Genomic DNA, 25044 nt, shown 5'->3' on the forward strand with positions numbered 1-25044 from the left:
CCCCGCACCGCTGATGGTACTGAGTTCAAACTTGGGAGAGTAGGTAGATGCCAGGATTTTATTATCAAAGACCTCAACAGAAATGTTGGGGTCTTTTTTTTGGGCTTATACCCCAAAAATTAATATATAATACACCAAAAAACAAAATTAAATGGAATATTGAAGGATCAAGTCAAAAACCTGTGGGGTGGGTACGTCTAGGCATAGATTTTCGTAAGTCGGTATAGGAAGAAAGGTATATTCTTTACCCCTCTGAATTGACTTCTGAACGCTTTAATCTTTGCATTAAAAGATTCAGCTGAAGCATTAGTGCTTCTATTCTCAAAGAAGTTTACAATGGTTTTATAATGATTTTGTATTGAGCGGGCTACTATATTGAATGATTTGAAGCCTGCTTGTCTTACTTTCTCATGCCATTTAGCCAGCCTTGTTAAGCCGTACAGCTTGTCATTAGTATTTTCAAAGATATACGACAGATTCATTGTTAGATCATAAGCTTGCTTAATATCAGGATATAACTCGAACAATATCGTGGCTCTTTGTTTTTGATTTTCTGTCCAGTCTTTCTCTTTTTTGTATAATACATATCTGCTTCTGGCTAGTAGTTGTTTAACAGTATCTCCATTTAGAAGTATTTTTGGAATATATTCTGTATCTGTTTTCTTAGCTATTTCAATGGCATCATTTTCAGCATCTAACGCCTGCCATCTGTGTTTGATTCTGATTTCCTGTAAAGCTTCTGTTGCCAACTTCTGAACATGGAATCTATCCGTGACTTTGGTCGCATTAGGAAAAACTCTCTTGGCTATTAACTCCATATTAGCTGCTATATCTAAGGTAATTTCTTTGACTTTCTTACGAAGATTGACAGGAATTTTTTGTAATACATCAATCACTGTTTCTGCTTTAGTACCTGCTACAATAGCCACAATACTGCCCTTTTTGCCCTTAGCCGCTTTGTTGGTGAGAATTGTATAGAGTTCTCCATCTGACAAGCTGGTCTCGTCAATGGATAAATATTTACCAATGTTCTGTGGAAAAAGAAGCCATTTCTTAGCATGGCTTAGCTGAGACCAACTCGTAAAATCACTTAAATAGTTCTTATACTGCTCTTGGAGTCTCTTACCATTGACTCCATAATAACCAGCAATGGATTGCGCAGCATCTGCATTAGAATCGATTGAGTGTCTTTAAAAAAATCGAGAACTCTTTAGTCATTCTCGTCCCATCTGCCACTAAATCCCAATTCCGATATACTACTTTTTCAAGAGTATGACTAAACCACCTGCGTCGCTTGATATGAAGAAAAACTTTATGGCCTCGTATTGGAAAGTCTTGAACTGTAATTTCTTCAAAGAATCCCTTTGACTCTAACTTCTGCCCTTCAAATTCTTTAGGTATCTGATTAATCTCTTGTAGATATAAATGCATTACTTCTTCTGTAGTCTTATAGGAAGTAAGTTCAAAATTCTCAACTATAATAGTGGGTAGTAATAATTTCAAAATATCTCTGTAACTCTCTTGCATCTCTTCTTTATCTTAAAAATACAAATCTCGAAATTATTTACCTACCCCACAACTTTTAGGACTGATTCATATTGAAATGGATTAGCCATAATATAATAGTGAATTGGAGCAAGTTCATCTAGCTAAAGATATTAAATTCAAGCGCAATAACTCCGTTAGCAAATGTACTTGAGCTTTTCAATGTAAACTTCTTTAATTCCAGATTATTCTCAAATATTCTTAAGCCTCCACCCACACAAACAGGGTATATCATTAGTCTTAATTCGTCGATAAGGTTATGGTACAATAAACTTCTAACTAGGGTAGCACTTCCATAAACAAGAATATCTCCCCCTTTTGTTTGTTTCAAAGCTGCAATATCTTGCTCTACATTACGAATGATATAGCTTTTATTCCACTCTGTTTTTTTTAGACTTTTAGAAACAACATATTTGGGATATTCATTAATAAATCTGGCAAAATCATTATTGGTCTGATTAGGCCAATAATCAGCAAAGGCATTATAAGTATTTTTCCCTAGTAACAACGCATCCACTGCCTTTAATTCATTTATTTTGTATACTCCACTTTCAGGTGAGGAGTAAGCAGCTTGCCAGCCGCCATGAGGATGCGGGGTTTCATTGCCTCCGGGTGCTTCAACAACGCCATCGAGCGTTATAAACTCAGTAACTATAATTTTGCGCATAAATGTTTTTATGTAAAACTACTCAATAGGCTATATCCATACAAGGTGAAAATATGACAATTAAGAGGTGTAAATGCGCCATCTAGCTACTTTAACTGCTAAAAATAACCGATATTCCTTTGCTTTCTTCCAAACATCGAAAACCTAAGCTACACAGGCATTAATATTCACAACTTTGTATAATTTATATCCGCTTGATAAGTAAAAATATTTCTTAGAAAATTTTAAAATTTCTGGCATAATATTTATTCAAGTAAGCTATGAATTAGGCATTTTTTAATCGCCATGAATCTTTTACATTACTATTATGAACAAAAAAAACAATTATTACTATTTATTATTGTTATTAACAGGCCTTTCGCTGTTAAATACCGGATGTTTTAAGATGGATGCTCCTAGTCCGACAGAAACAACTTCGCCAAAATTGTTTCCTGAAGGAGCCGCAATTCCTGCTGATTTTAAATGGTCGTCAGTCAGAACGATAGATGTGAAGGTGGCTGTTAACGACAAATACAACGGACAGTATTTTTACCGTGTAGAATTATATGACAATGACCCACGGCTTGGTGCAAAAGCTAACCTTTTAGGCGCAGGTGTGGCTAAAAAAGGACAGGATTTTACTGGTAAAATTGTAGTTCCTGCTTTGTTACAGTATGTATACCTTAAGCAGATTTCGCCTGTTAAAATTTCTTCTGTTACCATGATAGCTGTTGCTGCTGGCGCAAATTCTTTAGTGGTTTCTCAGGGTGCTTCTCAGAATCAGCTTAGAGAAAGTATATCAGGCTCGTCAGCAAATGATACTTTTACGCCATCACGTGATGCGTCTATTGCCGCAATAGTTGTGCCAACTGATGCCATCTCAATTACTGGTAGTTCTAATGTTACCGTAGAGTCGAATAAATCTTATGTTGTTAAAGCCGGAACTACATTTACAGGGCAAATCGATGCAAATAACGGTACTAATAATGCAAAAATATATATTGAAGGTACCTGGAGAAATCAAGGTTATACCCTAACACTCGGTAATAATAATGCTATTTATATTACAGATGCAGGAACAATCGACCTCACTAATGTAATGCAGAACACAACAGGGGCTTTTATAAATTATGGTACAGCTTTGCTTTCAGCCATGAATACATCTAACGAAACGCTATATACCAATTACGGTACGTTAACTGTTGACCAAGCTACACTTTCGAACGGAAGTTTTACCAACTATGGTACGGCTACTTTTAAAAGTTTAACAAGTACAACTGCTTCTACCAAAATTCGTAATGAAGGAAGCCTCACTGTAACCACAGCAACAATAACAAATGCTACCTTACAGGCTATTTGTTATACAAAAATCGGAACACTTACGTCAAATGGTGCCATAGTAAATATCATTGGTAAAGCTTTATTGACCATTAATAATATTGAAGCAGCGGGTACAAGATTTAATCTTGAGCCTTCGGCAATTCTGGAAGTTACAGGTACGGCCAAATTCAGCAGTAATAAAAATTATATGACTGGCCCTGATACTGGTAAAGCATTGGCAAGGTTAAAGAAAGTAGATGTGCAAGGGCAATGGCAGGCTATTACATATTCGGGAGGACTCGAAATTGCTTGTTCTGACCATACGGCTAACGAACAATGGAGTACTTATTATATCGTGAATAGTCCCGCAACAATAGTGCCATACGATAAATCGACGGTAGTGATTGCGGGTACAACATGTAACGCTGGTGGTAACAATGATTCGAGTGCTGGTACTACTCCTGATAATCAGACGGTATCAGATATTGACCTCGGTACGTTTTCGTATGCGTTTGAAGATAACTGGCCTGAGATTGGTGATTATGATATGAACGACGTTGTTATAGAAATGAATCTTATTAAATATCAGAATACTTCAAACAAGGTAACAAAAGTTACATTAAAAGGAAATCTGGTTTCGGTGGGAGCTTCAAAGCGTAATGCTGTGGCAGTGCAGTTAGATGGTATACCAGCCGCAAGTGTGAAATCGGTTACTTATTCACGTACAAATTTGGTTGGTTCTACTTTGAAGCTGGGTTCTAATGGGGTTGAGTCGGGGCAGACTTATGCAGTAGCTACCATTGTTGATGATGCGCATAAAGCCTTTGGGGTATCGGGCACACCAACTATATCGACTGCAGACGGAAGCTATAAACCTGTTGATGTAGTAATAACCATAGAGTTTACTACCCCGCTTGATAACTTTACCTTTCAGAATCTGAATATGTTTATTATTACGTCTGAACAAAATAATAGTGGAAGAAGTGAAGTGCATCTTGTTGGATATAACGGAACAGATAAAATAGATAAAAGCCTGATTGAAAGCGTAAAGGGTAAAAAATTATCTACAACAGACCCATTCAAATCAGTTTATAATGAACCATGGGGTTTGAGCGTTCCGGTTTCATTTGTTTATCCGTTAGAATCTAAAAACATCAAAGATTTGTATCCGAAGTTTGAAAGCTGGGCATTAAGCGGAGGCACTAAAGATACAAACTGGTATCTGGTAAGATAGTAAACATCTGTTTGGTTGCGTAGTATTTTTAGGTAGTAATACAGAAATACTACGCAACCAAAAAAATAATATCAAACACCTGAGTGCTGAATTACACTAGCATTGGGTAGTCTGAAAAATTATATTAACAAAATAGGCACTCTAATTTGGAGTGCCTATTTTGTTAATTATCTATCAGAAATATTATTTTCCTGTTTCTTTAGCCCATGTGTCTTTCAGACCCACAGTGCGGTTAAATACCAGCTTTTCGTTTGTTGTGTCTTTATCCAGACAAAAATATCCTTTTCGTAAAAACTGATAACTTGTACCCAATTTTGCTTCTTTTAAACTAGGTTCAACATAAGCAGTAATGGTGTGTAAAGAATCATTATTGATATATTCCTTGAAATCACCTTCTTCGCTACTTGGGTCTTCTACTTTAAACAGGCGGTCGTATAATCTTACTTCAGCATTAAGAGCTTGTGAAATAGATACCCAATGGATGGTTCCTTTTACCGAAATACCCGATGTATCTTGTCCACTTTTAGAGTTTTCAATATACGAGCAACGGAGTTCTGTAACTTCTCCTGCCTCATCCTTCACAACTTCGTCGCAGCGTATAATATACGCGCTTTTCAGGCGTACCATTTGCCCGGGAGCCAGACGGAAATATTTTTTAGGAGGATTTTCCATGAAATCGTCTTTTTCGATATAAATCTCACGGCTAAACGGAATCTTACGGCTACCTCCTTCTGGGTCTTCAGGATTATTTTCGGTAGTTAATTCTTCCACCTGACCTTCAGGATAATTCGTAATAGTTACCTTTAGAGGGTCTAATACGGCCATTACTCTGGTAGCAGTTTTGTTAAGTTGCTCTCTTATACAAAATTCAAGCAAACCAACACTTATAAGATTATCACGTTTGGCAACACCAATTCTTTCACAAAAATCACGGATAGATTCCGGTGTGTAACCTCTGCGTCTCAAGCCTGAGATAGTAGGCATACGTGGGTCGTCCCAGCCTGTTACGTGGCCTTCGTTAACCAATTGTAGTAGTTTACGCTTGCTCATAACTGTATAAGTCAGGTTCAAGCGAGCAAACTCATATTGTTTTGATGGGAATATCTCCAGATTTTCGATACACCAGTCGTATAACTCACGGTGAGGTATAAATTCCAGCGTACAGATAGAGTGTGTAATACCCTCAATTGAGTCAGATTGGCCATGTGCAAAATCATACATCGGATAGATACACCATTTATCGCCCGTACGATGATGTTTAGCAAACTTGATACGATAAATAATTGGGTCTCTCATGAGCATATTTGGCGACGCCATATCGATTTTTGCTCTCAATACGCGTGTGCCTTCTGCAAATGCTCCGTTTTTCATTTGCTCGAAAAGCGTCAGGTTTTCTTCAATACTTCGGTTTCTGTAAGGGCTGTCAATGCCTGGTTCAACAGGTGTGCCTTTCATGGCAGCCATTTCTTCAGAAGTACTATCATCAACATAGGCTAGACCTTTCTGTATAAGGTTTTTAGCAAATTCATATAGCTGGCCAAAGTAGTCAGAAGCATAAAATTCATTAGCCCAGTTAAAACCTAACCATTGCACATCGTTTTTGATAGATTCTACATACTCTGTATCTTCAGTAACAGGGTTTGTGTCGTCAAAGCGCAGGTTAGTTTTTCCGCCATATTTCTGGGCTACTCCAAAATTCAGACAAATAGATTTGGCATGCCCGATATGGAGGTATCCATTGGGTTCGGGTGGAAAGCGAGTCAATACTCGGCCATCATATTTACCCGATTCGAGGTCATTCTCGATAATTTGTTCGATAAAATTCAAAGATTTCTCAGTCGCTTCTGCCATAAGTCAATGGTGGTATTGTTGCTACTTTTGCGAATTTAATATTTTTTTATTGCAAAGAATTTGAGTTTCCTTTCTAAAAAAACATTTTATTTATTTTATTTTAAAAAAAATTAGAATCCTTATATTTTGTTCCTTTATTATGACTGATAATTAAGAAATAAATAACTTAACAAATAGCTTAAAAAAACTTTTCATACTTTTAAGCAAGCATATTATATGCTAAAAACTGTAATAGCATATTAACTATAAACTTTACAGGTAGGTTTAATAGCAAGGTTAAAAAACTCCTATTTTAATGAATCTGAAAACAATAATCAATCAGGTTATCTCTAGCAAATATACAGCCATAGGCATAAGTATTATTATTTTTGTCTTATGCACTTTGCCTAATAATAAAGTTCCGCTTGGCGAAAGTATTAACGATAAAACAGCACATCTGATAGCATTTGGTGGATGGGCGTTTTGCTGGCAATCTGCCTTTGGTAAATATACACAAACCATTTTGGTGGGTATAGGTTTTGGCGTATTTATTGAGATTTGGCAAGGCTTATTACCGGAGTCATTCTACCGTAATTTTGATTGGATTGATGCTGTGGCAGACACTATCGGGGTATTGGCAGGCATAATTTTTCATAGACTGAAAATGAAGCTGAACTTATAAAAGTAGCTTGCTTTTGGGGCAGTAGTTCCCCATTTTCTGTTGTTATTAACCAAAATTCTTCTTTATAATACGCTGGAACGCTTTTTTTCTTTTTATAAAGGATTGAACCCCTCAAAACTTTAATATTATGAAGAAAAATATTTTCAGCATTATGGCATTAATGCTAACCGGAATGTTAGCTTTTGGCCAACAGGTAGAAATTAAGCGTTTTAATCAGGATTTCTCTCTTCAGAATATAGAAACTTCGGGTAAACCAACTTACCATGTTTTTACAAATTATAGCCAGATGAATTCGGTTTTTAAGCCCGCTATTATTAGCGAAAACAATGCTGTGCCTGTAATTGGTAATAAAGACTTTGTTAACCAGTTTGTGGTGGCTATCAGTGGTTCTACTTCTGAAAAAACAAAACCCCTGATTACTACTATTCAGCCTAAAAATAATAGTGTTTATGTGTACTACGAAGAGGTAAAATCGTCGGATAGAGATAAATCAGCAGTGGTAGCGATTGATAAAAGCGATTTTAAAGAGGTTGTATTTGTAGACAGAAATACGAACAAACAGAAAGTTATTTACTATAACGACGTACCACCAACTATTAGCAAAATTGTGTTGTCGTATCTGGATATGCCTTTATCGCAGGAGTACAAACATGAATATCAGATTTCAATAGATGAAATGGGTGAGGTGATAGTGGTGCAAGACGAAAACGGCCAGATTGTGAATAGAACCGATTTTATGATTTCGCCAGAGATTTTTGAGCAACTAAAATCAAACACTGTAAATCTTGATAAAGCAGGCGAAAAAGTAGAACGTTATCTGGTAAAAGATAAAAATTATCGGGAAATCCTGTTACTAGACGACTCAAACAAAGTAGTTTATTCACTAACATGGGATAACCTGAATCAGGTAAATAGTGCTACTCAACAATTTGTGAAGGCAATCGAAAATCTGGTGCCCGATAGTGCCATTAGTTTCAATAAGCATTCAAAAACAGTAGTGGCCAAAAATTAATGATAATTGAAAGTAATAAAAATGATTTAACTATGGAAACGGAAAAGATAGCGCGGGAGGTAAATTATATTATTATTCATAACCTTGATGCCGAAGATGCTTATAAAGAAGCCGCAGCCAACGTGGAAAATGATAAACTCAGAAACGCTTTACTGGAAGAAGCAGACAAACGGTTGGCTTATGCTCATGAGCTTCAAAGAGAGCTGGAAGAAATAGAAATAGGCGAAAAAATAGCAGATAGTATCAGTATGGGAGCCATATTTAATAGAATCTGGGTAGAAATAAAAGGCTTATTTACTACCCAGAATGATGACGCTATTATTGATGAATGCCGTAAAGGTGACGATGTAACCATGATTGCCTATGATACAATACTTAATATTGGTGATGGTTTTCTGCCTCCAAGAATATATAATATTATCAGTAAACAAAGACAGGAAATTGCACTTACCTATCAGGCTTTAATTCGGTTTCATGAGCTAAAAACTACACCTTAATTAAGGTTTTAGCAGTAGTTTACCTGTTTGTACTTTCTCAATATCGGCTCTGTTCATTAGTTCTGAACGAGCCCCACCTTCCACAAACATACGTGCTTGGTCGTCGTAATGTTTACTCATAATATTACCTGACTGGCCCGTAGGTAACACACTTTTGCTATAATCGGGTTTGGCAAAATCTATAATCCGGCGTAAAGCAGGGCCATAGCTTACCCGATAGATTCCTGTTGAATCAATCGGGAAATCAAGGTTATTGATAGTTTCACGGCCTCCGGGTGCCGGAAATGGTCCTACATTGAAAAACCGCCCTACAACTGGCAAAATGCCTAACGGATGGTTATGCGTAAGAGTATGTACTTTTTCCCATTTCCACGCTGCCATATCGCTACCCAGTTGTTCTTCAAGGCTGGCGGCGGCATCATTCATCGATTTTGTTAAAATCTGGCGGCGGGTTTCCCGTTCTTTGGTATGGATGTTATCCCACCACGGTGAGTCTTCCTTTTTTATCAGGGTAGTCATATTTCTTTTGAAATTGACGTTATGCTCAAATGCCTTAAAAACTTCATTGCCTAGTTCATCTTTAACAGTATTGACAAAAATATAATACAAAAATCTGTAATAAATTGTAGGTTCAATACTTTCCAGCTTATGGGAGCCATCCCACGGAATGAGTTTTTCAATAGATTTCTTGGCTAGCGGAGAGAGTTCTTCTGCAAATATAATCGGAATAATATCTTTAAGTAAACCTTTAGCATTTGGCGAAGTTACATCATTAATTACGGTTCTTAGTTCATCCTGAGTCCAGTCTTTTTTATCCGTAAACAACAGTTGTTCAATACGCTTAGCTCGGTCGCCGGGTACATAGTAGCCCGGTACAAGGCCATTACCCATATCGGCTGGTTGATTATTGGCTGTATATAATATTCCTCTTGTAGGGTTTAAAATCTGTGGATTCTGCGAAAAATCATACCACCCTTGTGGGTCGTCATTTCCTGTTGTACCATCTAAAATGAGCATCGGATTTACGTGGGTGGGTCGTTTAGGCAATTTAGCTGCCGCCCACCAAGCAATATTTCCTTCGGTATCGGCCCACATAAAGTTTAAACCCGGAGCCGCCAGTTTACTCACCGCTTTACTTGCCTCGCCTGCGTTTCTGGCATGAGCCATATCATAAAAAATCTCTAGCAAATGGCTCGGAAACTGATTAAAAACCCACCACATGGCAATGGGGTCTTTTTCATTGGCCATATCTTTAAAGCTATCGTTCATCAGGATACCGTGCCTTGAGGTTTTAACTGTTATTTTGGCATCGTGAGCATCTTTTACTTTAATACTTTCTTCATACACCTTTAAATCTTCCCAGTGGTCTTTATACCAAACCTGATTAGGATTGTTGGGGTTAGCTTTTTCTCTGAAAAAATCAACGTCATCGTTTTCAAACATTGTAAGGCCCCAGCCACCGTGTTCGGAGTGCCCTAAAGCTGCTAGAGGTGTACCTGCCAGAAAATTGCCATAAAACTTAAAACCCGGGCATTCGAGGTGTGCCTCATACCAGACTGATGGTTGTGAAAACGCAATGTGGGTATCGTTCGATAAAATTGGTTTTCCTGACTTTGTTTTTGAACCACTTATTACCCAACCATTAGAACCATGATAAGGAGGAAAAGGAGCATTGGCTTCGATAGTAGTTAACTGATTAGCCATTTGGGCCAGTGTTTTAGATAGTTTAACGACCGAATCCTGTGCCTGAACAGGTATTTTAGGTTCGCCTTTAGGCCATTGCGACCACACATCGTTCAGGTATTTATCACCATATTTACTGTAAATAAATGTAGAAATAGCCTCAGAACGAAAAGCCTCTGCGAACGTAAAACCCATATAGCCTGCAATAATATAAGAGTCGGCTATGGTAAATGGGGTTTTCGGAATACCCGCCAGTGTAAACTCCAGCGGAGCTTTCCCTTGTTTGATGTATTCGTTTATACCATTAATATAAGCCTGAGATGCTTTTACAAAAGGTGCATCGGGGTTTTTGCTAATCAGAGAATCAATTGTCCACTGGGCATGCCTACGCAGCCCCAGCGTACGAAAAAACTTATCAGAAGGCAAGGCTTTTTCACCGAAAAGTTCTGCCAACCTTCCATCAGCCAGACGTCTTATCAGTTCCATCTGAAACAGGCGGTCCTGTGCATGTACATAGCCAAAAGCATAAAATAAATCTTCTTCGTTCTGGGCATATATATGTGGTACGCCGTAGTCATCATACAATACTTCAACAGGCTGTTTTAAGCCTTTCAGTTGTAGTTCTGCATTAAGGTCTGGTTTGTAGGTTTGTAACCAGAAGTAAACACCAGCACCAGCGGCAATAATGATTATGACTAAGCCAATAAGTATTTTTTTGAGAAGTTTCATAGAGTATGTCAGGGTATAAGGGTTGCTGTACAACTAACTATAAAAGCAGACAAACCTGTGGAAAATATTCAGGGGAGGCAATTTAAAAAAAAACTTTTACAAAGCCGTATACAGGTATATAATAAAAAAACCTCTGGCTAACCAGAGGCGTTACATTTGTAGATTCAATAAGTTTTGATAAACTTTTTAAGGTACTTTTTTACTTCTCTTTTTCTCCTACGCGACCAGTCGATTATCTCATTGTTTTTCAGGATAATACCATTCGGGGTTTGTTGGCGCATATATGCCAGATTAACAACAAGATTTTTACTGATTCTGATGAATTCTCCATGAGGTTGGAGCGTTTCCTGAACTTTACCAATGGTGCGGGCAATAATAAAACTTTCGCCGTTAGCAAGATAAACCGTTGTATAATTAATATAAGCAACAAGTTTAACAACATGGGTTGGTTGTATACGCTGTCGGCCACCTACATTCACAAATTGAGGTTCAATTGCAGATGTTTCCATTCATTTTTCTAGGGTTTGTCATTAAGGATTTTATTCAAAAAGGCTTTGTTCTGTAAATCCTCTGGGCAATCTCGCATAAGATAAAACTTTAAACCAGTTCCCAGCGATGGGCAAAATTCACAATACTGGCTACGTTTCTGGCATTAAGTTTTTTTGAAATGTTTTTACGATAGGTGTCTACCGTAAACTCGCTTACACAAAGTTTGCTGGCAATTTCTGTTGATGAAAACTCAAGGGCAATCAGTTTAATTACTTCTACTTCCCGATTGGTTAGTTGATACCTGCTGATTAATTCTTCTTGTGAAGGAGAAATAGCATAAACGTACTTTTTTACAAACGGAGTAATAATTTCTTGCCCTTGTGCAATAGCATTAATGTTTTCATAAAGTTGGGTACTGCTGAGTGTTTTTGATAAAAAGCCGTTAACGTTTATTTGTATTTTTTTTAAATGAGATAAGTTAACGGCATCATGTAGCACAAGTATCTTGTTCTTGTAATGTTTTCTTAAATCTTCTATGAAAAGAGTGTGCCCCTGAAAAAGCAGATTAAGGTCGATTAAGAGAATATCACAAGGATTTTTTCTTAAACCACTCAGTAATTCTGCTTGGTTTGAAGCACTACCTATCACTTCAAATTTATCTGACGATAAAAGCATAAGTGATAGCCCTTCCATAAAGAGTAAATAACTATCAGCAAGAAAAAGCTTGATTTTAGCAGCCATAGCATGTGTTATTTTGGATACCTTCGGGAGGTAAGCTACAAAGTTCTTGTATAAAAAGCATTTCTTCAATACTGCCCAGACGGTATATTGTCTACTGTCCAGACAGTATTTTTTATTGTTAACTTAATGGCATATCCAATAAAATTTAGTATTTTCCGTGCATAATTATCTTAATTATTGAGTAGATGAGGTATTTTCTGTCGGTATTACTGTTTTTTTCGCTATATGCTACACTTGCACAGCACCAGAGAAAATCAGACAGTTTATATACTATTTTATCAGAATTGTCTTCCAAAAACGAATCTTTTTCCAACGATACCACACTTGTGCAGATATATAGCCAGATAGGGCAGGAATACGCACGAATTAAAAATGACTCGGCTACTGTTTTCTGGCAACGTGCGTTGGCAATAGCCGAACAGCGAAATTATAAGGCAGGAATTGTAAAAGTATGTATTCAGCTAGGTAAATATTATCATGCCCAATACCTGCCCGTGAGGTCGTCGGAGTATTGTTTGAAAGCGTTGGCAATAGCAGAGGAGTTAAAGATACCTAATGAACTCAAATACCTGAATGCAAGGCTAGGCGGTAATTATATGCTCATGAATGATTTTGGCAACGCAATTATATATTACCAAAAGCATTCGGCTATATGTAAAAATAACGGTAAACCCGAAGAATACCTTCTGAGCCTTAATAATCTTGGAGTGGTACATTTTGAGGCAAAAAACTATAATAAAGCACTGTATTATTTTGAGCAATGCGAAAAACTAAATAGCGAGACAAAAAGCCCTAAAGTGCAAAATGCCGCTTTAATAAATATCGGTAAAACGCTGGTTAAACTAGGCAATTATGAGCAAGCATTGGCCAGATTCCAACAGGCGTTAACTGTAAATGACGGCTATAATGATAAACAAGCCTTTGTTAACAACGAAATAGCTCAGGTTTATTTCTTGCAAAAGGAATACAACGAAGCCTTGAAATATGCGTCGATAGCCCTGCAAAACCTTGCGCCCACCAATCAGTTGATGCACCGCGATGTAGCTAAAACTTTGGCTGATATTTATGAAAGAACAGGAAACACGCAACTGGCATATAAATATTATAAAGATTATAGCCGCATTATGTTGAGCGAAGACTCAATCAAAAATTCTCAGTTGCTCAGATTTCTCAAACTTGACTATGAAACTGAAAAAAATAATCAGAAAATAACAGCACTTAACCTCGATATTAAAGAAAAAGAGAGTCGGAGCCGGTTACTAGGTGTGGGGCTGATAGCGTTACTTGTTGGAGTTATTATAGTTGTAATTTACTCACAATCGTTAGCTGATAAAAACCGGTTAATACAGATTCAAAAAGCCGATATCGAACAATTAAATGAGTCTCTTGAAAATAAAGTAGCCGAACGAACAAAAGAGTTAACTTTAGCTAATGAAGAGCTATTGGAGAAAAACCGTGAAATAAGCGAAGCACTATTTAAAGGAAAAACAATTGAACGCGAAAGAGTAGCAAACGAGTTGCACGATAATCTGGGCGGAATGTTATCGGCCCTGAAATGGCGTTTCGAGGCATTAGATAGCGAAAACCTATCAACCAAAGAACAGGAAATCTATAACGGAATATTAAAAACAATTCATAAAGCCTATGAAGAGGTGCGTCGGATTTCGCATAATATGCTGCCTGCTGAATTAGCCGAAAAAGGCTTGGTAGGGGCTTTAGAAAAATTTGTGCAGGACTTGAACAATGCACCGGCGGGTATAGCTTTTACATTTAAAGCTGATAATATAGATGAACTTATCAGGCAGGATATTGCCCTTGAGCTTTATAGCTGCTGCCTAGAGGCCATCAGTAATATTATTAAACACGCAGATGCCAATCTGGTTAGCCTGACAATGCAAGTAAACGCTAGGCAGGAACTTGAAATGAGTATTCTTGATAATGGTAAAGGTTTTATTAATATTAGTGGTAAAGCCGGAAAAGGACTAAAAAATATTGATACCAGAGTTAAAGGTATTCCGGCAAAATTCGAGATAAACACGCTGAAAACACAAGGCACGCAATTACTAATAGTTGTACCAGAGTTTTTATGGAAAAACAATTTATAAATTTATACTGTTAAACGCGGTTAATTTTATGTTAGCAGGCTTTTATTAACTATCAGATACCCTGTTTTCACTACCCACTGCACGATGAGAAAAAAGATTTATTATTTAATACTCTTGTTCTACTGTTGTCATTCTTGGGGGCAATTACCTCTAAAACAGTCAAGAAAAGCAATAGATAGCTTAAATAGCGCTATGGCAAAACTGCCGGCAGAGGGTGTTTCTATTGCAGGAGATACGCTTAGGATAAAAATGCTTTGTGAAATAGCCTTTTGTTATGCTTTGCATAAACCCGACTCAAGTATTCGTTTGTCTGAAAAAGCCCTCAGAATTGCCGAAAAAATTGGACATAAACCAAGCATAGCCAGAGCCAACCATCAGTTAGGGTATTCTTTTCTGATGACTGGCAAAGACTTTAAAGGGGCGGAGTATCTTTTTAAAAGCTTGCAATTATCAGAAAAACTGAAAATAGATACCCTCATAGCTGTTAATAACAGGCAGATTGGAAATACTTATTTTGGCTTGAAAAACTATGATTCAGCTCAGGAGTATTACCTGAAAGCTATGCCTTATTTTCTAAAGATTGGCTATAAAAAAGGCTATGCCAACTGTCTGAACGATATTGGCAGAGGGTATTTTTCAAGAAAAAAACTAGATGAAGCACTAAAGTATTTCCAAAAATGTCTGTCGTATTCAGAGGAGAATAGTCTTTCAACTATGAAAAGCTATTGTATATGGAGTATCGCAAATACATACATAGAAAAAAAAGAATATAATCAGGCCCTACATTATGCTAATCTGGGAATGGAGTTGAATAAAACCATTGAAGGCATTATTGAATATGACTGGATTGAAGAATATAATGCTTTTGCACGTATATATTATGGGTTAGGTAATTACAAACAGGCATTGTATTATGCCGAAAAACCACTCAAAGAATTTCCTGACGTGGGTAATGTTAATAAACTACCTATCTATGAAAGACTATACGAAGTATATAAAAAAACAGGTAATTCCGAAAAAGCCCTATATTACTATGAAAATTATATTAAGTTAATAGAAGAAAATAAAAAACAGGAATTTGAAGAACAATTGCTAAGCATGAAGTTTGAGTATGAAAACCTCAGACTTAAAGACTCAAATGAAATATTGAATCAGAACCTTGAAAGAGAAAGCCTGATTAAAAAAGGATTACTGATAGGCTTACTCGGAATTATGGGTTTCGGGATTTTCTTCTGGTGGAATAATCGCTTGTTAAAAGCTAAAAACCTGCTGATAGAAAATCAGAAAAATGAAATATTGATAGTAAAAAGTGAACTGGAAAAGCTAAATGCCACACTCGAAAACAAAGTAGAAGAACGGACACTCGCTTTAACACAAGCAAATAATGAACTAACACAGAAAAACAAAGAAATTACAGAAGCTCTCGTAAAAGGGCAAACCCTTGAACGCAAAAGAGTAGCCTCCGAACTGCATGATAATTTAGGTAGTACTTTGTCGGGCATTAAATGGATGCTACAAGCACTTGATGTAGAAAACCTGACCGAAAAAGAACAGAGAATATATAATAATATTCTTGGGTTGATGAATAACGCTTATGACGAAGTAAGGCTGATTTCACACCATTTACTGCCAAACGATTTTGAAGAAAAAGGATTATTTGGTGCGCTTACTAAATTGGTTTCAGATATTAACCAGAGTGACAAGTTAAAAATAGACCTTAAAATTGCAGAGGGTATTACCATTGATGATAAAAAAATAGAACTAGAGTTATATAGTATTTGTCTGGAGTTAATTAATAATATTCTCAAACACTCGCAAGCTACTATGGCAGAAATCAGTTTTCAGCAGGACTCAGAAAATCTGTATCTTGTAGTAGCAGATAATGGGAGAGGAATCAACCCCGAATCGGGAATCCGTGGAAAAGGTATTGAAAACATGAAGCGTAGGGTAGAAACACTCTTGGCTCAGATTGATTTTAACTCAATAACAAATAAAGGAACCAGTATACATGTTACGGTTCCTTTTCATACAAATACTAAAGGTTAATTAATTCTATTTCTTCGGTGATAACAGGTCCGACAAAGGCTTTAAAACAGGCAAAGAAGGATGAGCTTTTATATTAACCCGACTATGCACATACAAGAAAAAATAGCCTAAACACGCAAGCCCATGTGTTAGGGTAGGGCAAAACTCGAAAGTACTAAAGCCATTTGGTAGTGGAAACTTAATGTTAACATATTTTTGTATTAGCATATCCGCTTTTTCTACTTTTTCTTGATTATCCTTGTCGAAAGATTGGGATATTATTTCATTAAGTGTTAAGTCATTCCAATCAAGTTGTGACCCCTCCCAGTCTAAACCATTTGGAACAGGAATTTCGGAAGGTTTTCTGCCAGAAGAGGATACAAAGAAATCAAAATTCTCTAGAAAGAACTGTATGCCTTGCCTTTCTAAATCGTTTACCAGACGAAACCCCCTTTCAGTCACAAGACCCATCTCAGACTGTACCTGTATCTCATCATAAGTAATCCAAGTACTCTGGCCATTTATTGTAATAGCTTTTTCTCTTAATATATTAGCAAAGAAACTAGATGCCCTTAAATAACGAGCTTTCCCCGGAAATGGTTGATAACTTAATACTGGCTTGTTATTAAATAAACCGAAGTCATAAGAAACCTTTGAACCTACATTCAGGTAAAGTTCTTCAACATCTCTTAGAGTATTTCCTTTGTCATCTTTCGTAAACGCATCAAGGATATGATCCAGACAATCATTTAAGTTAGCTTTATTGATAACCTTGTTTTTTTCCAAGAAACTGACAATAGCTTGGCTGATTCCTTTAGCTACACTCATGCCAAAACTTGTTTCCCGTTCAGACGGGCTTTCAGCAAAACCAAGTCCCTCCTTGATTTGGTGGGTAAATAAAGGAACACTGCTCTTTCTTATCGCATTTGCCTTTATTAAATCGTTATATACCTCTAACACAATAGGGGCCACAAGGTTAAAATTGTGTTTCTGAATATAAAGTACACCCGCATCAGACCTATTATAAAGTTGTAAAGAACTTAGATACTTTAAATTAAAAGGTATTGCACGGTCGTTTAATCTACGCATTAACTTTTCTTTCCATCTGTTAATTGCATATTGCTTATGATTGTGTCTTTTCTTTCTTGATTTGATAGGTTCAGGACATAAATTAAAGTAAAATCTGATTGTATCTTCGCCTGTTTCATCTTTCAGTATATACTTGCCATATATGGTAATATAATTGAAATCATCTTTATTGGTAATAGTACCTTGTATGGTTTGCCTTGATGTTACAATGTGTATGGCATTAATCATTTTAATTTTTTTCCGGTCCTTATCTCCCAGTTTTACTTCTCCAAACTTATAATAGCTACCATCAGGAACCCTTACGCGTTCGCTATGTTTACGGGCTATAATAGTATTATTTGTTTCTACACTTTCTAGGTCCCAAAAGTTATCGTTCTGAATACGCTGTTCTTCCAGACCGGGCATCCATAACGGAGTAGTTCGGCTATTATCTATTATAGTATCGTCTTTCGGGCAAGCATTATAATGCGTATATATTATTTGCTGTAATTTATCCAGAACTCCCTCAGGTTGAATTCTGTTTAAAGAGTTCAAATCAATAGAAACCGATTCTGCTGCGTTACGCGCACTTACAAGGGTAAGTTTATTATTCTCTAACTTTATCTCTTGAAGGATGCTCAATAATTTTGCACGATTAGTTGTCATAATTAACTATTGGTTTTAATGGTTTTCCAGATATTTGTATGCCGATACTCAGCCGTTTGAGGCGTTGTTATTAAATCTATAAGCTCAGGGTCTAAATCATCGTTTTCTTGCGCTAACTGATTAGCTATTCTGTTTAATCCAACAAACTGAATAAGCCTTATGAGGTCGTCGTCAGTAGGTATTATATTCATAATAGAGTGGTAATTGTTCCATACTTCTACAATAGCTTTTTGGGTGTAGTTTAACCAGTTGGGTGTTAACGATTTTTGTAGGAACATATCAAATAAAGCGGCTAAGTCCCAATATTTATCACCCCAACAAGCCAACTCCCAGTCTACTAGTTTATAGGTTGATGCCCCTGAGTCTTTAAAGAAATTCGGGTAACGAATATCGTTATGTATCAGAGTGTCCTGTTTAAAATCTATTCCACTGAGGTACGGATGAATCTTCGCTAGTAAATTTATGACATTGGTAGAGGGTATTTTGCTACTTACCTTAATTTTCAGATTCATGGCTCTTACCTTATCAACATTGTCGATATACTCTTTTGTAAGTGAAAAAATCTCAGGCTTGAATAATAGAAAATTAGGATTATTTTTATTGATAACTTGCGTTAAATGAAGATGAAACAAGGCCAGCGTAGTTGATAAACTTTTAGCTAGGTTCTGAGCTACATCGCAGGTATAAATTAAAAAGCCTGTATCAGCACTTTCGCCTTCTGTATATTTAAGTACCAATAAATTAATATCCTTGATAAAATCAAGTTTTTCAAGAAACAATCCTTGTAGTGCTTGTACTTTGGTAATGTTGTCATAAGCGTCATTTTCTGTATTTAAGGCAAGCAGATTGCGAGAGTCAAAATTTTTGGATTGTTTTATGAAAAGTCCGGGCTTAAAACGACCCTCATCTAATACCCCTAATATATATATGTAATTCTTTGAGGTAATGGGTTCTTCTTTAATAAATCGCTTCAAATAAGGGCTTTCAGGAAGGTAGTCTTTACTATTTTGTAAAAAATAAGCAAAGAGAGTGTAACCAGTAAAAATCATTTTTTTACCATTTAAAGGGTTATTAATAGTATCTGAAAAGTATTAATTATCTGCTCAGAATATAATCAATCGTAAACTGAGGTAAAGAGAATCTGAAGTCTCTAGTATGTGATTTACCTGATAACAAGTCAGCAGTAATGCCTTGAGGTTTACCATCTACGATTTTAGTCATCGTATCAAAATTTGCCATAGCATCCTGTTTGAAGTGTTCAAACCTTTTTTGGTCATCAGGAACATTTTCATTCCCCTTTTTAAGCATAAAAAGTGAAGCGTCAGGGTTAACTAGTAATGCGGTATCTGTTATGCTATGAAAAGCAAGGTTGAAATCTACCGGAAAATGAATGGCATGGCTAAAGTCTTCCCCAACTTTTAGTACATAAGCTAAAAATGTTCTTTTGAACTTTGGCCTGAAAATAGATTCAGTCAAGTAAGAAAAATACAAGTTTTCTAAAGGAACAGAAACAAGGCTATTTAAATTGCCACCGCTGTATGTGTCACCAGATTTAGTCTGTGCTTCTATTAATTTCTTGCGAACATCGTCTTCCATATTCTAGTTATTTAAAAGTGAATAATCAGTTTAATAAACCATTTTTAATAGCGTATTTCATAAGACCGAGAGCATTATTTACCCCTAATTTGCGCATCATGTTCCGTCGGTGAGTTTCTACGGTGGTTACACCTATGCAGAGTTTGTCTGCTATTTGTTCGTTCGAAAGCTCCTCTACAATTAGTTTTAGTACTGCTATTTCTCTGGGCGTAATTGCTACGTTTTCTCTCACTTCATCGTTACCGCTTGGGGTATTCTGATTCGGAATCTCGGCCAGACGCATAACGGCTTCATCGCTCAGGTATTTTTTGCCACTAGCAACCGTTTTAATAGCAATTTCCAGTTCTTTTCTTTCAATTTTCTTTACTATGTATCCCGAAACACCAGCTATGAGGGCCTCTTTAATAACGGCAGGTTCTTCGGCCATTGTCAGAAGCATAATGCGTATATGTGGGTATTTTTCACGTATTCTGATAGTAGTTTCGATGCCATTCATAAGCGGCATGTGGTAGTCTATCAGAATAACATCAGGTTCATTACTTTCCAGAAATGTCAATACCTGCCAGCCACTATTTTTAATTCCTATTACTTCAATGCCTTCAAGGGTATCAATTAAAAAACCTAAACTCTCGGCAACAATAACGTGGTCATCAGCAATTAAAACCCTGATTTTTTGCATAGAAAAAGAAGTATAAAGTAAAAACGATTAAATAAACCAAAGTATATCTTAATAATACTGGCAGTTTTCTCTAAGATTAAATCTTATACAAAGCTACCTGAACTCATAATAAAATAAAATACCTAAAAGTAGTGAATTTTTAAGACATTCTATAAACGAATTAATAGCTTGATGAATCATCAGGAAATTTCGTTTGGATTTCAAATTTCCTTTACTATCTTTGGTTGCCATCAATAAAAACCAAAGAATATTATGCTAAGCCGCGTTGCCAATTCAATTTATTGGATAAATCGTTATATTGAACGAGCCGAAAATTATTCCCGTTTTGTAAGTGTAAATCTGAACCTTGCCCTTGACGCTCCGGGTATTTTAACCGAACAGTGGGAGCCTCTGTTGATAGCTACTGCTGATAACTACGGTTTTTATGAGTTTCATAACCGTGCTAATCGGAATAATGTAATTGATTACATGACCTTCGATAAACGTAATCCGAACTCAATATACAGTTGTTTGGCCGCAGCCCGAGAAAACGCCCGTACTATCCGTGAGAGTATCACAAAGGAAATGTGGGAGCATATTAATATTTTTTACCTGAAAATTAAAGAAACCCAGTCGGCAAAGAACTGGGACGTAGAGCAACTGCAACAGTTTTTTACAGAAATCAAGGATGGCTGCCAGTTGTTCTGGGGTATTGTTGACTCGACGGTTACCAGAAATGAAGCGTTTCATTTTGGGCGTATGGGCAGGTTTCTCGAACGTGCCGATAAAACATCACGGTTTCTTGATGTGCGCTATTTTACACTTCTACCTGACGATGAAGCATTCGGCTCACCACAGGAGTTATTAATCTGGACTTCGGTGCTGAAATCTGTCGGAGCATTCAATATGTATCGTCAGGAGCATCGGGTTATTAATCCATCACACATTGTCGAATTCCTGATTCTGGATAAAAGTTTCCCGCGGTCAGTGTTTTATTGTATCCGTCAGGCAGAGCTTTCGTTATACGAGATTTCGGGCCATAAAATGACGGAAGGCTATTCAAACCCAGCCGAAAAACTGTTGAGCAAATTACGCCATGAAATTGAATTTACGGAAGTAGATGATATTTTCCAGAAAGCATTGCACCCGTATCTCGATGAATTCCAGATTAAAAACAATAATGTAGCAGGCGCAATTTTTGAAACATATTTTGGTTTAAAACCAGTAGAGCAGTAAATTTAATTAATAATATAGCAATTAGTAGAATAGCTTTTTCTATTTTTGTGACTTTACTAGTTTTCAATCAGTAATGAATGCTGCTTTCATTGCTAATAATCGAAGCGGCGATCCGCTCAACATTATGATATGACCTTTTGTCTTGGAGTAAAAGTAGCCAAAGGGCTTGTTGCCCTTGCCGATACACGAATCACTTCTGGTAGTGAAGTTTCTACCAATAAAAAAGTGTTCATTCATCAGTCAAATCATCATTCGATGTTTATCATGACTGCGGGCTTGCGTTCAGTGCGTGACAAAGCAATTACGTATTTCAAAGAAGTGCTCGAACAGCAAGACCATAAGTTTGACAAGATGTATAAGGCGGTAAATGCTTTTGGCGACCAAGTAAAAAGAGTAGCTACGGAAGACAAAGCCTCATTAAAAGAAGCAGGGTTGGCTTTTAACTTGTCGGCTCTGATAGGTGGGCAACTCGAAAACGACGACGAACATAAACTATATATGCTCTACCCCGAAGGTAACTGGATTGAAGTAACAGAGGGGTCTCCTTTTATTATTATAGGGCAATCGAACTACGGTAAGCCTATCCTTTACCGCAATTTAAAATATAATACTTCTTTGCAAGAGGTATTGAAACTTGGCTTTTTAGCCTTCGACTCTACCCGTGTAAGTGCCAATGATGTTGATTTCCCGATTGATGTAATTCTGTGTGAGAAAAACAGCTTCAATATGGTAGAACACCGCTACGAAAAACAAGATTTGGAACAGATATCCTACCAATGGAATGCCCTTCTGAATGCGTCGGTACAAAAACTCTCAAACGACTGGATGGAACCTATTTTCAGTAAGTCGTTAGAGGTTGATGAATAAAAATTTTATTTATCAATCAGAATGTTTTTTGATTGCGAGAATGTGCTGTTTTGTAAACGTACAATATACTTGCCGCCTCCCAGAAAAGATAAATCGATTACTCTCCGTTCGGTAAGTGGCGGAACCAGCATCGAATAAATGAACTCTCCTTTCAAGTTATAAACCGAAAGCGTTAAATCGCTCAGGTCATCACGTGTTTCAAGTGTAATAAGCCCGTTTGGCGTGGGATTAGGGTATAAAATTAGCTCTTCAATTGATACATCTGGTATAAAAGAGAAAGCATTTGAAAGTACCGAACGGCAGGCAATACTCTGGTTATTGCCAATCGAATAGTTCTTAATACCTGTTACTACAAAGAAGCCCGGTTTTGTTGATTTTATCAAGGCTGCCTTTGTGGTCAGAAAAGCACCGTCGCGCTTCCACTCGTAGGAGTCAATCTTATCAGAAAACTGTTTTGCTTCCAATGTAAATGCACCAACTTGGGCAATAGTAGGTTGTTCGGGGCGTGGTTTAATACTTACTTTTGTTACGTCAGAGCTAACAGAAACACAGCCGTTATCATCTCTTACTTTTACAGAAACGCTATAATCGCCTGGTTTAGTAAATGAAATGCTTCCGGTTGAATCGTTAGTACTCCAGAAACTTTTACCAAATCCTGACGCATAAAGCGTAAGCGTAGAGCCTTCGCAGATAACTGGTGCAGTACCTAAAATAATATTGGGTTTTGGAGGTAAAGCCAATACCCGTGTAATAACTTCGTTTGAAGGTGGTGAAAAACAATCAAAAGAATTAATGCCTCTGATAGTGTAAACTCCTGAGTTTTTCACAGTAATTTCTTTGTTACTGTCTCCGTTGTTCCAACGGAAACGGCTGTAATGTGTATCGGTTGTGATTATCTGTGTACTGCTACCTTCGCAAAAATTAGGATTCGTTTTTGCTGTGATAAACGGAACTGTATTCGGAGCCAGTTTTTTAATATCTACTGAATTAGAGAAAAGATAATTGCCTGTCTGGTCTCGAACTACGGCTTTAAAATTACCACTTTGTGCTACAATTGAAGGGGTAGTTGAATTATTGGGGTCAGACCACCGCTGAGATTGATAAGTGCCGGGTAAAGTCAGAATAGCAGTTTCAGAAAACTGGCAATTAGGGTTTAAGGTAATCAGTGAAGAAGATAAAAATGGAGCCGAGCGTGCAAAGAAATCAGCATTAAGTTTTTTATCCCACGCTTTAGCGAGGTCTGATATGCCGTCGTTTCCGATACCGAGGTTTTTAAAGTGTACACCTTCTGTTCTGGGAACTTGCACAGAGTCTGTGTAAGGGCCTTCAAAAATATAATCGTTAGGATTAATAAGCCTGTTTTGCGCTCTGATAATTGCCGGATTAACATGTACATTGGCAAAGTCGTTAAGCGAGGTACGGGCAATTACCCAACTAAGTTTTTTATTGCTATCGGTCCGGCTTTTATCAATGACGTTTCTGATATAATTATAATATGAATCTTCGCTTGTTTCGGAGTCATCTTCGCCTTGTTCCCACAAAACGGCTCTAACTCCCAGATAAGAAACATAGAATTGTAAAGTGATTTTCAGATTAGAGTAGGGGGCACCTCCCTGAAATGGCATATTAAAGAGATTTTTGGTAGGCAGCCCATTAGCACTACTATACCAGTTTTCGGCCGAGCTTCCACCGTAGGATGTATTCAGAAAGAAAATAGGTACGTTAAGGCGTTGCGCCAGATAGTCGCCCAATTCACCCCAACACCATGCACCTTGCCCTCTGGGGGCTATCATTGTATTGGCTTCTATATGCGAAAAGCTGGTCAGATAAGGGTATTCATATAAAGTTTCGTCTACTCTGTAATTAAAAGTGTTTACGCGGTCGTCTATTGAGGGTTTGGCTCCATAATTTAATATACCTTCTGCATTTGATTGCCCCGATACAACAAATACCTCACCGATACCTACTCTTGCTACTGAAGCCTCCTCTACAATACTCGCATTATGCCAACCTCTTACTTGTAGCGAATACCAACCTCCTTTGCCTAGTAAAGAACCCACAAAAAAACCTCCTTCTGGTTTTGCGGTTATAGTAATCCAATCAGTTTGGATTCCCTGACCTGCCTTAACCGGTACTAATCTTGCTTCTATTTTGTCAAGGTCACCGTCAAAATTTCCAGAAATATTTATTACGGAGTTATTTTGGTTGTCTCTTTGAAAAACGCTTCTTTCTAAGGGGAAAGTGATTTGTATTTGACAAAAACAAGCAGATGTTATGGTTATTAAAAAAACAATAAGACTGAGACTTCGCATTTAAACTTGTTCATGTTTAGGTAAATCGACTACAAAAATAATGACTAAAAACTAAAATAAAAAATCCTTAATGATAGCTATCAGTAAGGATTTTTTATTATTG

General features: G+C 37.0%; 20 protein-coding genes. 8 read left to right on the plus strand and 12 right to left on the minus strand.

From position 1 onward, the window contains the following. Nucleotides 1–197: 197 nt before the first annotated feature. The 3 genes from WAA15_RS16865 to WAA15_RS16870 all read right to left on the minus strand — a co-directional run bounded on the left by WAA15_RS16865 (nucleotide 198) and on the right by WAA15_RS16870 (nucleotide 2212). Nucleotides 198–1181, minus strand: a complete 984-nt coding sequence (locus WAA15_RS16865) for an ISAon1 family transposase (RefSeq protein ID WP_442892808.1) — start codon at nucleotides 1179–1181, stop codon at nucleotides 198–200. Next, nucleotides 1171–1527 carry an ISAon1 family transposase N-terminal region protein gene (locus tag WAA15_RS24580; protein WP_442892807.1) on the minus strand — a complete coding sequence of 119 codons (357 nt, stop codon included), beginning with the start codon at nucleotides 1525–1527 and terminating at the stop codon, nucleotides 1171–1173. The genes WAA15_RS16865 and WAA15_RS24580 overlap by 11 nt, the downstream gene beginning before the upstream one ends. A gap of 118 nt (nucleotides 1528–1645) precedes the next feature. Further along, a complete protein-coding gene (locus WAA15_RS16870) occupies nucleotides 1646–2212 on the minus strand; it encodes a dihydrofolate reductase family protein (RefSeq protein ID WP_337043983.1) in 567 nt (188 codons plus the stop codon). 307 nt (nucleotides 2213–2519) lie between these two features. Here WAA15_RS16870 and WAA15_RS16875 point away from each other — a divergent pair, with 307 nt between their 5' ends. After that, on the plus strand, nucleotides 2520–4745 hold the full coding sequence (locus WAA15_RS16875; protein ID WP_337043984.1) for an LruC domain-containing protein: 2226 nt from the start codon (nucleotides 2520–2522) through the stop codon (nucleotides 4743–4745). Between the two features lie 183 nt (nucleotides 4746–4928). Here WAA15_RS16875 and WAA15_RS16880 read toward each other — a convergent pair whose 3' ends face one another. Next, nucleotides 4929–6596: a glutamine--tRNA ligase/YqeY domain fusion protein gene (locus WAA15_RS16880; RefSeq protein ID WP_337043985.1), complete on the minus strand. Its 1668-nt coding sequence runs from the start codon at nucleotides 6594–6596 to the stop codon at nucleotides 4929–4931. 295 nt (nucleotides 6597–6891) lie between these two features. Between WAA15_RS16880 and WAA15_RS16885 the strand changes: the two genes are divergently transcribed. From WAA15_RS16885 to WAA15_RS16895, 3 genes are all read left to right on the plus strand, one after another. Next, the gene (locus tag WAA15_RS16885; RefSeq protein ID WP_337043986.1) at nucleotides 6892–7257 is read left to right on the plus strand and encodes a VanZ family protein; all 366 of its coding nucleotides are present in this window, start codon (nucleotides 6892–6894) and stop codon (nucleotides 7255–7257) included. A gap of 127 nt (nucleotides 7258–7384) precedes the next feature. Beyond that, nucleotides 7385–8269: a hypothetical protein gene (locus WAA15_RS16890; protein ID WP_337043987.1), complete on the plus strand. Its 885-nt coding sequence runs from the start codon at nucleotides 7385–7387 to the stop codon at nucleotides 8267–8269. Between the two features lie 32 nt (nucleotides 8270–8301). Further along, nucleotides 8302–8766: a PA2169 family four-helix-bundle protein gene (locus WAA15_RS16895; protein ID WP_337043988.1), complete on the plus strand. Its 465-nt coding sequence runs from the start codon at nucleotides 8302–8304 to the stop codon at nucleotides 8764–8766. On the opposite strand, the gene WAA15_RS16900 is transcribed toward WAA15_RS16895, so the two are convergent. The 3 genes from WAA15_RS16900 to WAA15_RS16910 form a co-directional block, all read right to left on the minus strand. Continuing rightward, nucleotides 8767–11178, minus strand: coding sequence for a penicillin acylase family protein (locus WAA15_RS16900; RefSeq protein WP_337043989.1), 2412 nt, complete (start codon nucleotides 11176–11178; stop codon nucleotides 8767–8769). 164 nt (nucleotides 11179–11342) lie between these two features. Beyond that, nucleotides 11343–11687 carry a LytTR family transcriptional regulator DNA-binding domain-containing protein gene (locus WAA15_RS16905; RefSeq protein WP_337043990.1) on the minus strand — a complete coding sequence of 115 codons (345 nt, stop codon included), beginning with the start codon at nucleotides 11685–11687 and terminating at the stop codon, nucleotides 11343–11345. Nucleotides 11688–11775: 88 nt separating this feature from the next. After that, on the minus strand, nucleotides 11776–12408 hold the full coding sequence (locus WAA15_RS16910; RefSeq protein ID WP_337043991.1) for a response regulator transcription factor: 633 nt from the start codon (nucleotides 12406–12408) through the stop codon (nucleotides 11776–11778). Between the two features lie 185 nt (nucleotides 12409–12593). On the opposite strand from WAA15_RS16910, the gene WAA15_RS16915 reads away from it, so the two are divergent. Together WAA15_RS16915 and WAA15_RS16920 are read left to right on the plus strand one after the other, a co-directional pair. Further along, nucleotides 12594–14513: a tetratricopeptide repeat-containing sensor histidine kinase gene (locus tag WAA15_RS16915; protein WP_337043992.1), complete on the plus strand. Its 1920-nt coding sequence runs from the start codon at nucleotides 12594–12596 to the stop codon at nucleotides 14511–14513. Nucleotides 14514–14705: 192 nt separating this feature from the next. Continuing rightward, nucleotides 14706–16559 (plus strand): tetratricopeptide repeat-containing sensor histidine kinase, encoded by a 1854-nt coding sequence (locus tag WAA15_RS16920; RefSeq protein ID WP_337043993.1) that lies wholly within the window; start codon nucleotides 14706–14708, stop codon nucleotides 16557–16559. A 6-nt stretch (nucleotides 16560–16565) separates the two neighbouring features. On the opposite strand, the gene WAA15_RS16925 is transcribed toward WAA15_RS16920, so the two are convergent. From WAA15_RS16925 to WAA15_RS16940, 4 genes are read right to left on the minus strand one after another with little or no spacing between them, the layout of a single operon-like run. Beyond that, nucleotides 16566–18272 carry a T3SS effector HopA1 family protein gene (locus tag WAA15_RS16925; protein ID WP_337043994.1) on the minus strand — a complete coding sequence of 569 codons (1707 nt, stop codon included), beginning with the start codon at nucleotides 18270–18272 and terminating at the stop codon, nucleotides 16566–16568. 2 nt (nucleotides 18273–18274) lie between these two features. Next, nucleotides 18275–19321, minus strand: a complete 1047-nt coding sequence (locus WAA15_RS16930; protein WP_337043995.1) for a phosphotransferase family protein — start codon at nucleotides 19319–19321, stop codon at nucleotides 18275–18277. Between the two features lie 46 nt (nucleotides 19322–19367). After that, nucleotides 19368–19868, minus strand: a complete 501-nt coding sequence (locus WAA15_RS16935; protein ID WP_337043996.1) for a hypothetical protein — start codon at nucleotides 19866–19868, stop codon at nucleotides 19368–19370. A gap of 25 nt (nucleotides 19869–19893) precedes the next feature. Continuing rightward, the gene (locus WAA15_RS16940; protein WP_337043997.1) at nucleotides 19894–20547 is read right to left on the minus strand and encodes a response regulator transcription factor; all 654 of its coding nucleotides are present in this window, start codon (nucleotides 20545–20547) and stop codon (nucleotides 19894–19896) included. A gap of 252 nt (nucleotides 20548–20799) precedes the next feature. Here WAA15_RS16940 and WAA15_RS16945 point away from each other — a divergent pair, with 252 nt between their 5' ends. Further along, a complete protein-coding gene (locus WAA15_RS16945) occupies nucleotides 20800–21762 on the plus strand; it encodes an alpha-E domain-containing protein (RefSeq protein ID WP_337043998.1) in 963 nt (320 codons plus the stop codon). 129 nt (nucleotides 21763–21891) lie between these two features. Beyond that, the gene (locus WAA15_RS16950) at nucleotides 21892–22629 is read left to right on the plus strand and encodes a peptidase (protein WP_337043999.1); all 738 of its coding nucleotides are present in this window, start codon (nucleotides 21892–21894) and stop codon (nucleotides 22627–22629) included. A 5-nt stretch (nucleotides 22630–22634) separates the two neighbouring features. Here the strand turns inward: WAA15_RS16950 and WAA15_RS16955 are convergent, their stop codons facing one another. Then, nucleotides 22635–24941 (minus strand): sialate O-acetylesterase, encoded by a 2307-nt coding sequence (locus WAA15_RS16955; protein ID WP_337044000.1) that lies wholly within the window; start codon nucleotides 24939–24941, stop codon nucleotides 22635–22637. Nucleotides 24942–25044: the final 103 nt, after the last annotated feature.

Source organism: Emticicia sp. 17c, from assembly GCF_037153985.1.
In the GTDB taxonomy this organism is placed as follows: domain Bacteria; phylum Bacteroidota; class Bacteroidia; order Cytophagales; family Spirosomataceae; genus Emticicia.

What these genes read in the sequence shown, in the direction of transcription:
- WAA15_RS16870 (WP_337043983.1), bottom strand. Translation starts at nt 2,212, where the DNA reads ATGCGCAAAATTATAGTTACTGAGTTTATAACGCTCGATGGCGTTGTT.
- WAA15_RS24580 (WP_442892807.1), bottom strand. Translation starts at nt 1,527, where the DNA reads ATGCAAGAGAGTTACAGAGATATTTTGAAATTATTACTACCCACTATT.
- WAA15_RS16880 (WP_337043985.1), bottom strand. Translation starts at nt 6,596, where the DNA reads ATGGCAGAAGCGACTGAGAAATCTTTGAATTTTATCGAACAAATTATC.
- WAA15_RS16955 (WP_337044000.1), bottom strand. Translation starts at nt 24,941, where the DNA reads ATGCGAAGTCTCAGTCTTATTGTTTTTTTAATAACCATAACATCTGCT.
- WAA15_RS16925 (WP_337043994.1), bottom strand. Translation starts at nt 18,272, where the DNA reads ATGACAACTAATCGTGCAAAATTATTGAGCATCCTTCAAGAGATAAAG.
- WAA15_RS16930 (WP_337043995.1), bottom strand. Translation starts at nt 19,321, where the DNA reads ATGATTTTTACTGGTTACACTCTCTTTGCTTATTTTTTACAAAATAGT.
- WAA15_RS16875 (WP_337043984.1), top strand. Translation starts at nt 2,520, where the DNA reads ATGAACAAAAAAAACAATTATTACTATTTATTATTGTTATTAACAGGC.
- WAA15_RS16920 (WP_337043993.1), top strand. Translation starts at nt 14,706, where the DNA reads ATGGCAAAACTGCCGGCAGAGGGTGTTTCTATTGCAGGAGATACGCTT.
- WAA15_RS16885 (WP_337043986.1), top strand. Translation starts at nt 6,892, where the DNA reads ATGAATCTGAAAACAATAATCAATCAGGTTATCTCTAGCAAATATACA.
- WAA15_RS16950 (WP_337043999.1), top strand. Translation starts at nt 21,892, where the DNA reads ATGACCTTTTGTCTTGGAGTAAAAGTAGCCAAAGGGCTTGTTGCCCTT.
- WAA15_RS16905 (WP_337043990.1), bottom strand. Translation starts at nt 11,687, where the DNA reads ATGGAAACATCTGCAATTGAACCTCAATTTGTGAATGTAGGTGGCCGA.
- WAA15_RS16940 (WP_337043997.1), bottom strand. Translation starts at nt 20,547, where the DNA reads ATGCAAAAAATCAGGGTTTTAATTGCTGATGACCACGTTATTGTTGCC.
- WAA15_RS16900 (WP_337043989.1), bottom strand. Translation starts at nt 11,178, where the DNA reads ATGAAACTTCTCAAAAAAATACTTATTGGCTTAGTCATAATCATTATT.
- WAA15_RS16935 (WP_337043996.1), bottom strand. Translation starts at nt 19,868, where the DNA reads ATGGAAGACGATGTTCGCAAGAAATTAATAGAAGCACAGACTAAATCT.
- WAA15_RS16915 (WP_337043992.1), top strand. Translation starts at nt 12,594, where the DNA reads ATGAGGTATTTTCTGTCGGTATTACTGTTTTTTTCGCTATATGCTACA.
- WAA15_RS16895 (WP_337043988.1), top strand. Translation starts at nt 8,302, where the DNA reads ATGGAAACGGAAAAGATAGCGCGGGAGGTAAATTATATTATTATTCAT.
- WAA15_RS16945 (WP_337043998.1), top strand. Translation starts at nt 20,800, where the DNA reads ATGCTAAGCCGCGTTGCCAATTCAATTTATTGGATAAATCGTTATATT.
- WAA15_RS16910 (WP_337043991.1), bottom strand. Translation starts at nt 12,408, where the DNA reads ATGGCTGCTAAAATCAAGCTTTTTCTTGCTGATAGTTATTTACTCTTT.
- WAA15_RS16890 (WP_337043987.1), top strand. Translation starts at nt 7,385, where the DNA reads ATGAAGAAAAATATTTTCAGCATTATGGCATTAATGCTAACCGGAATG.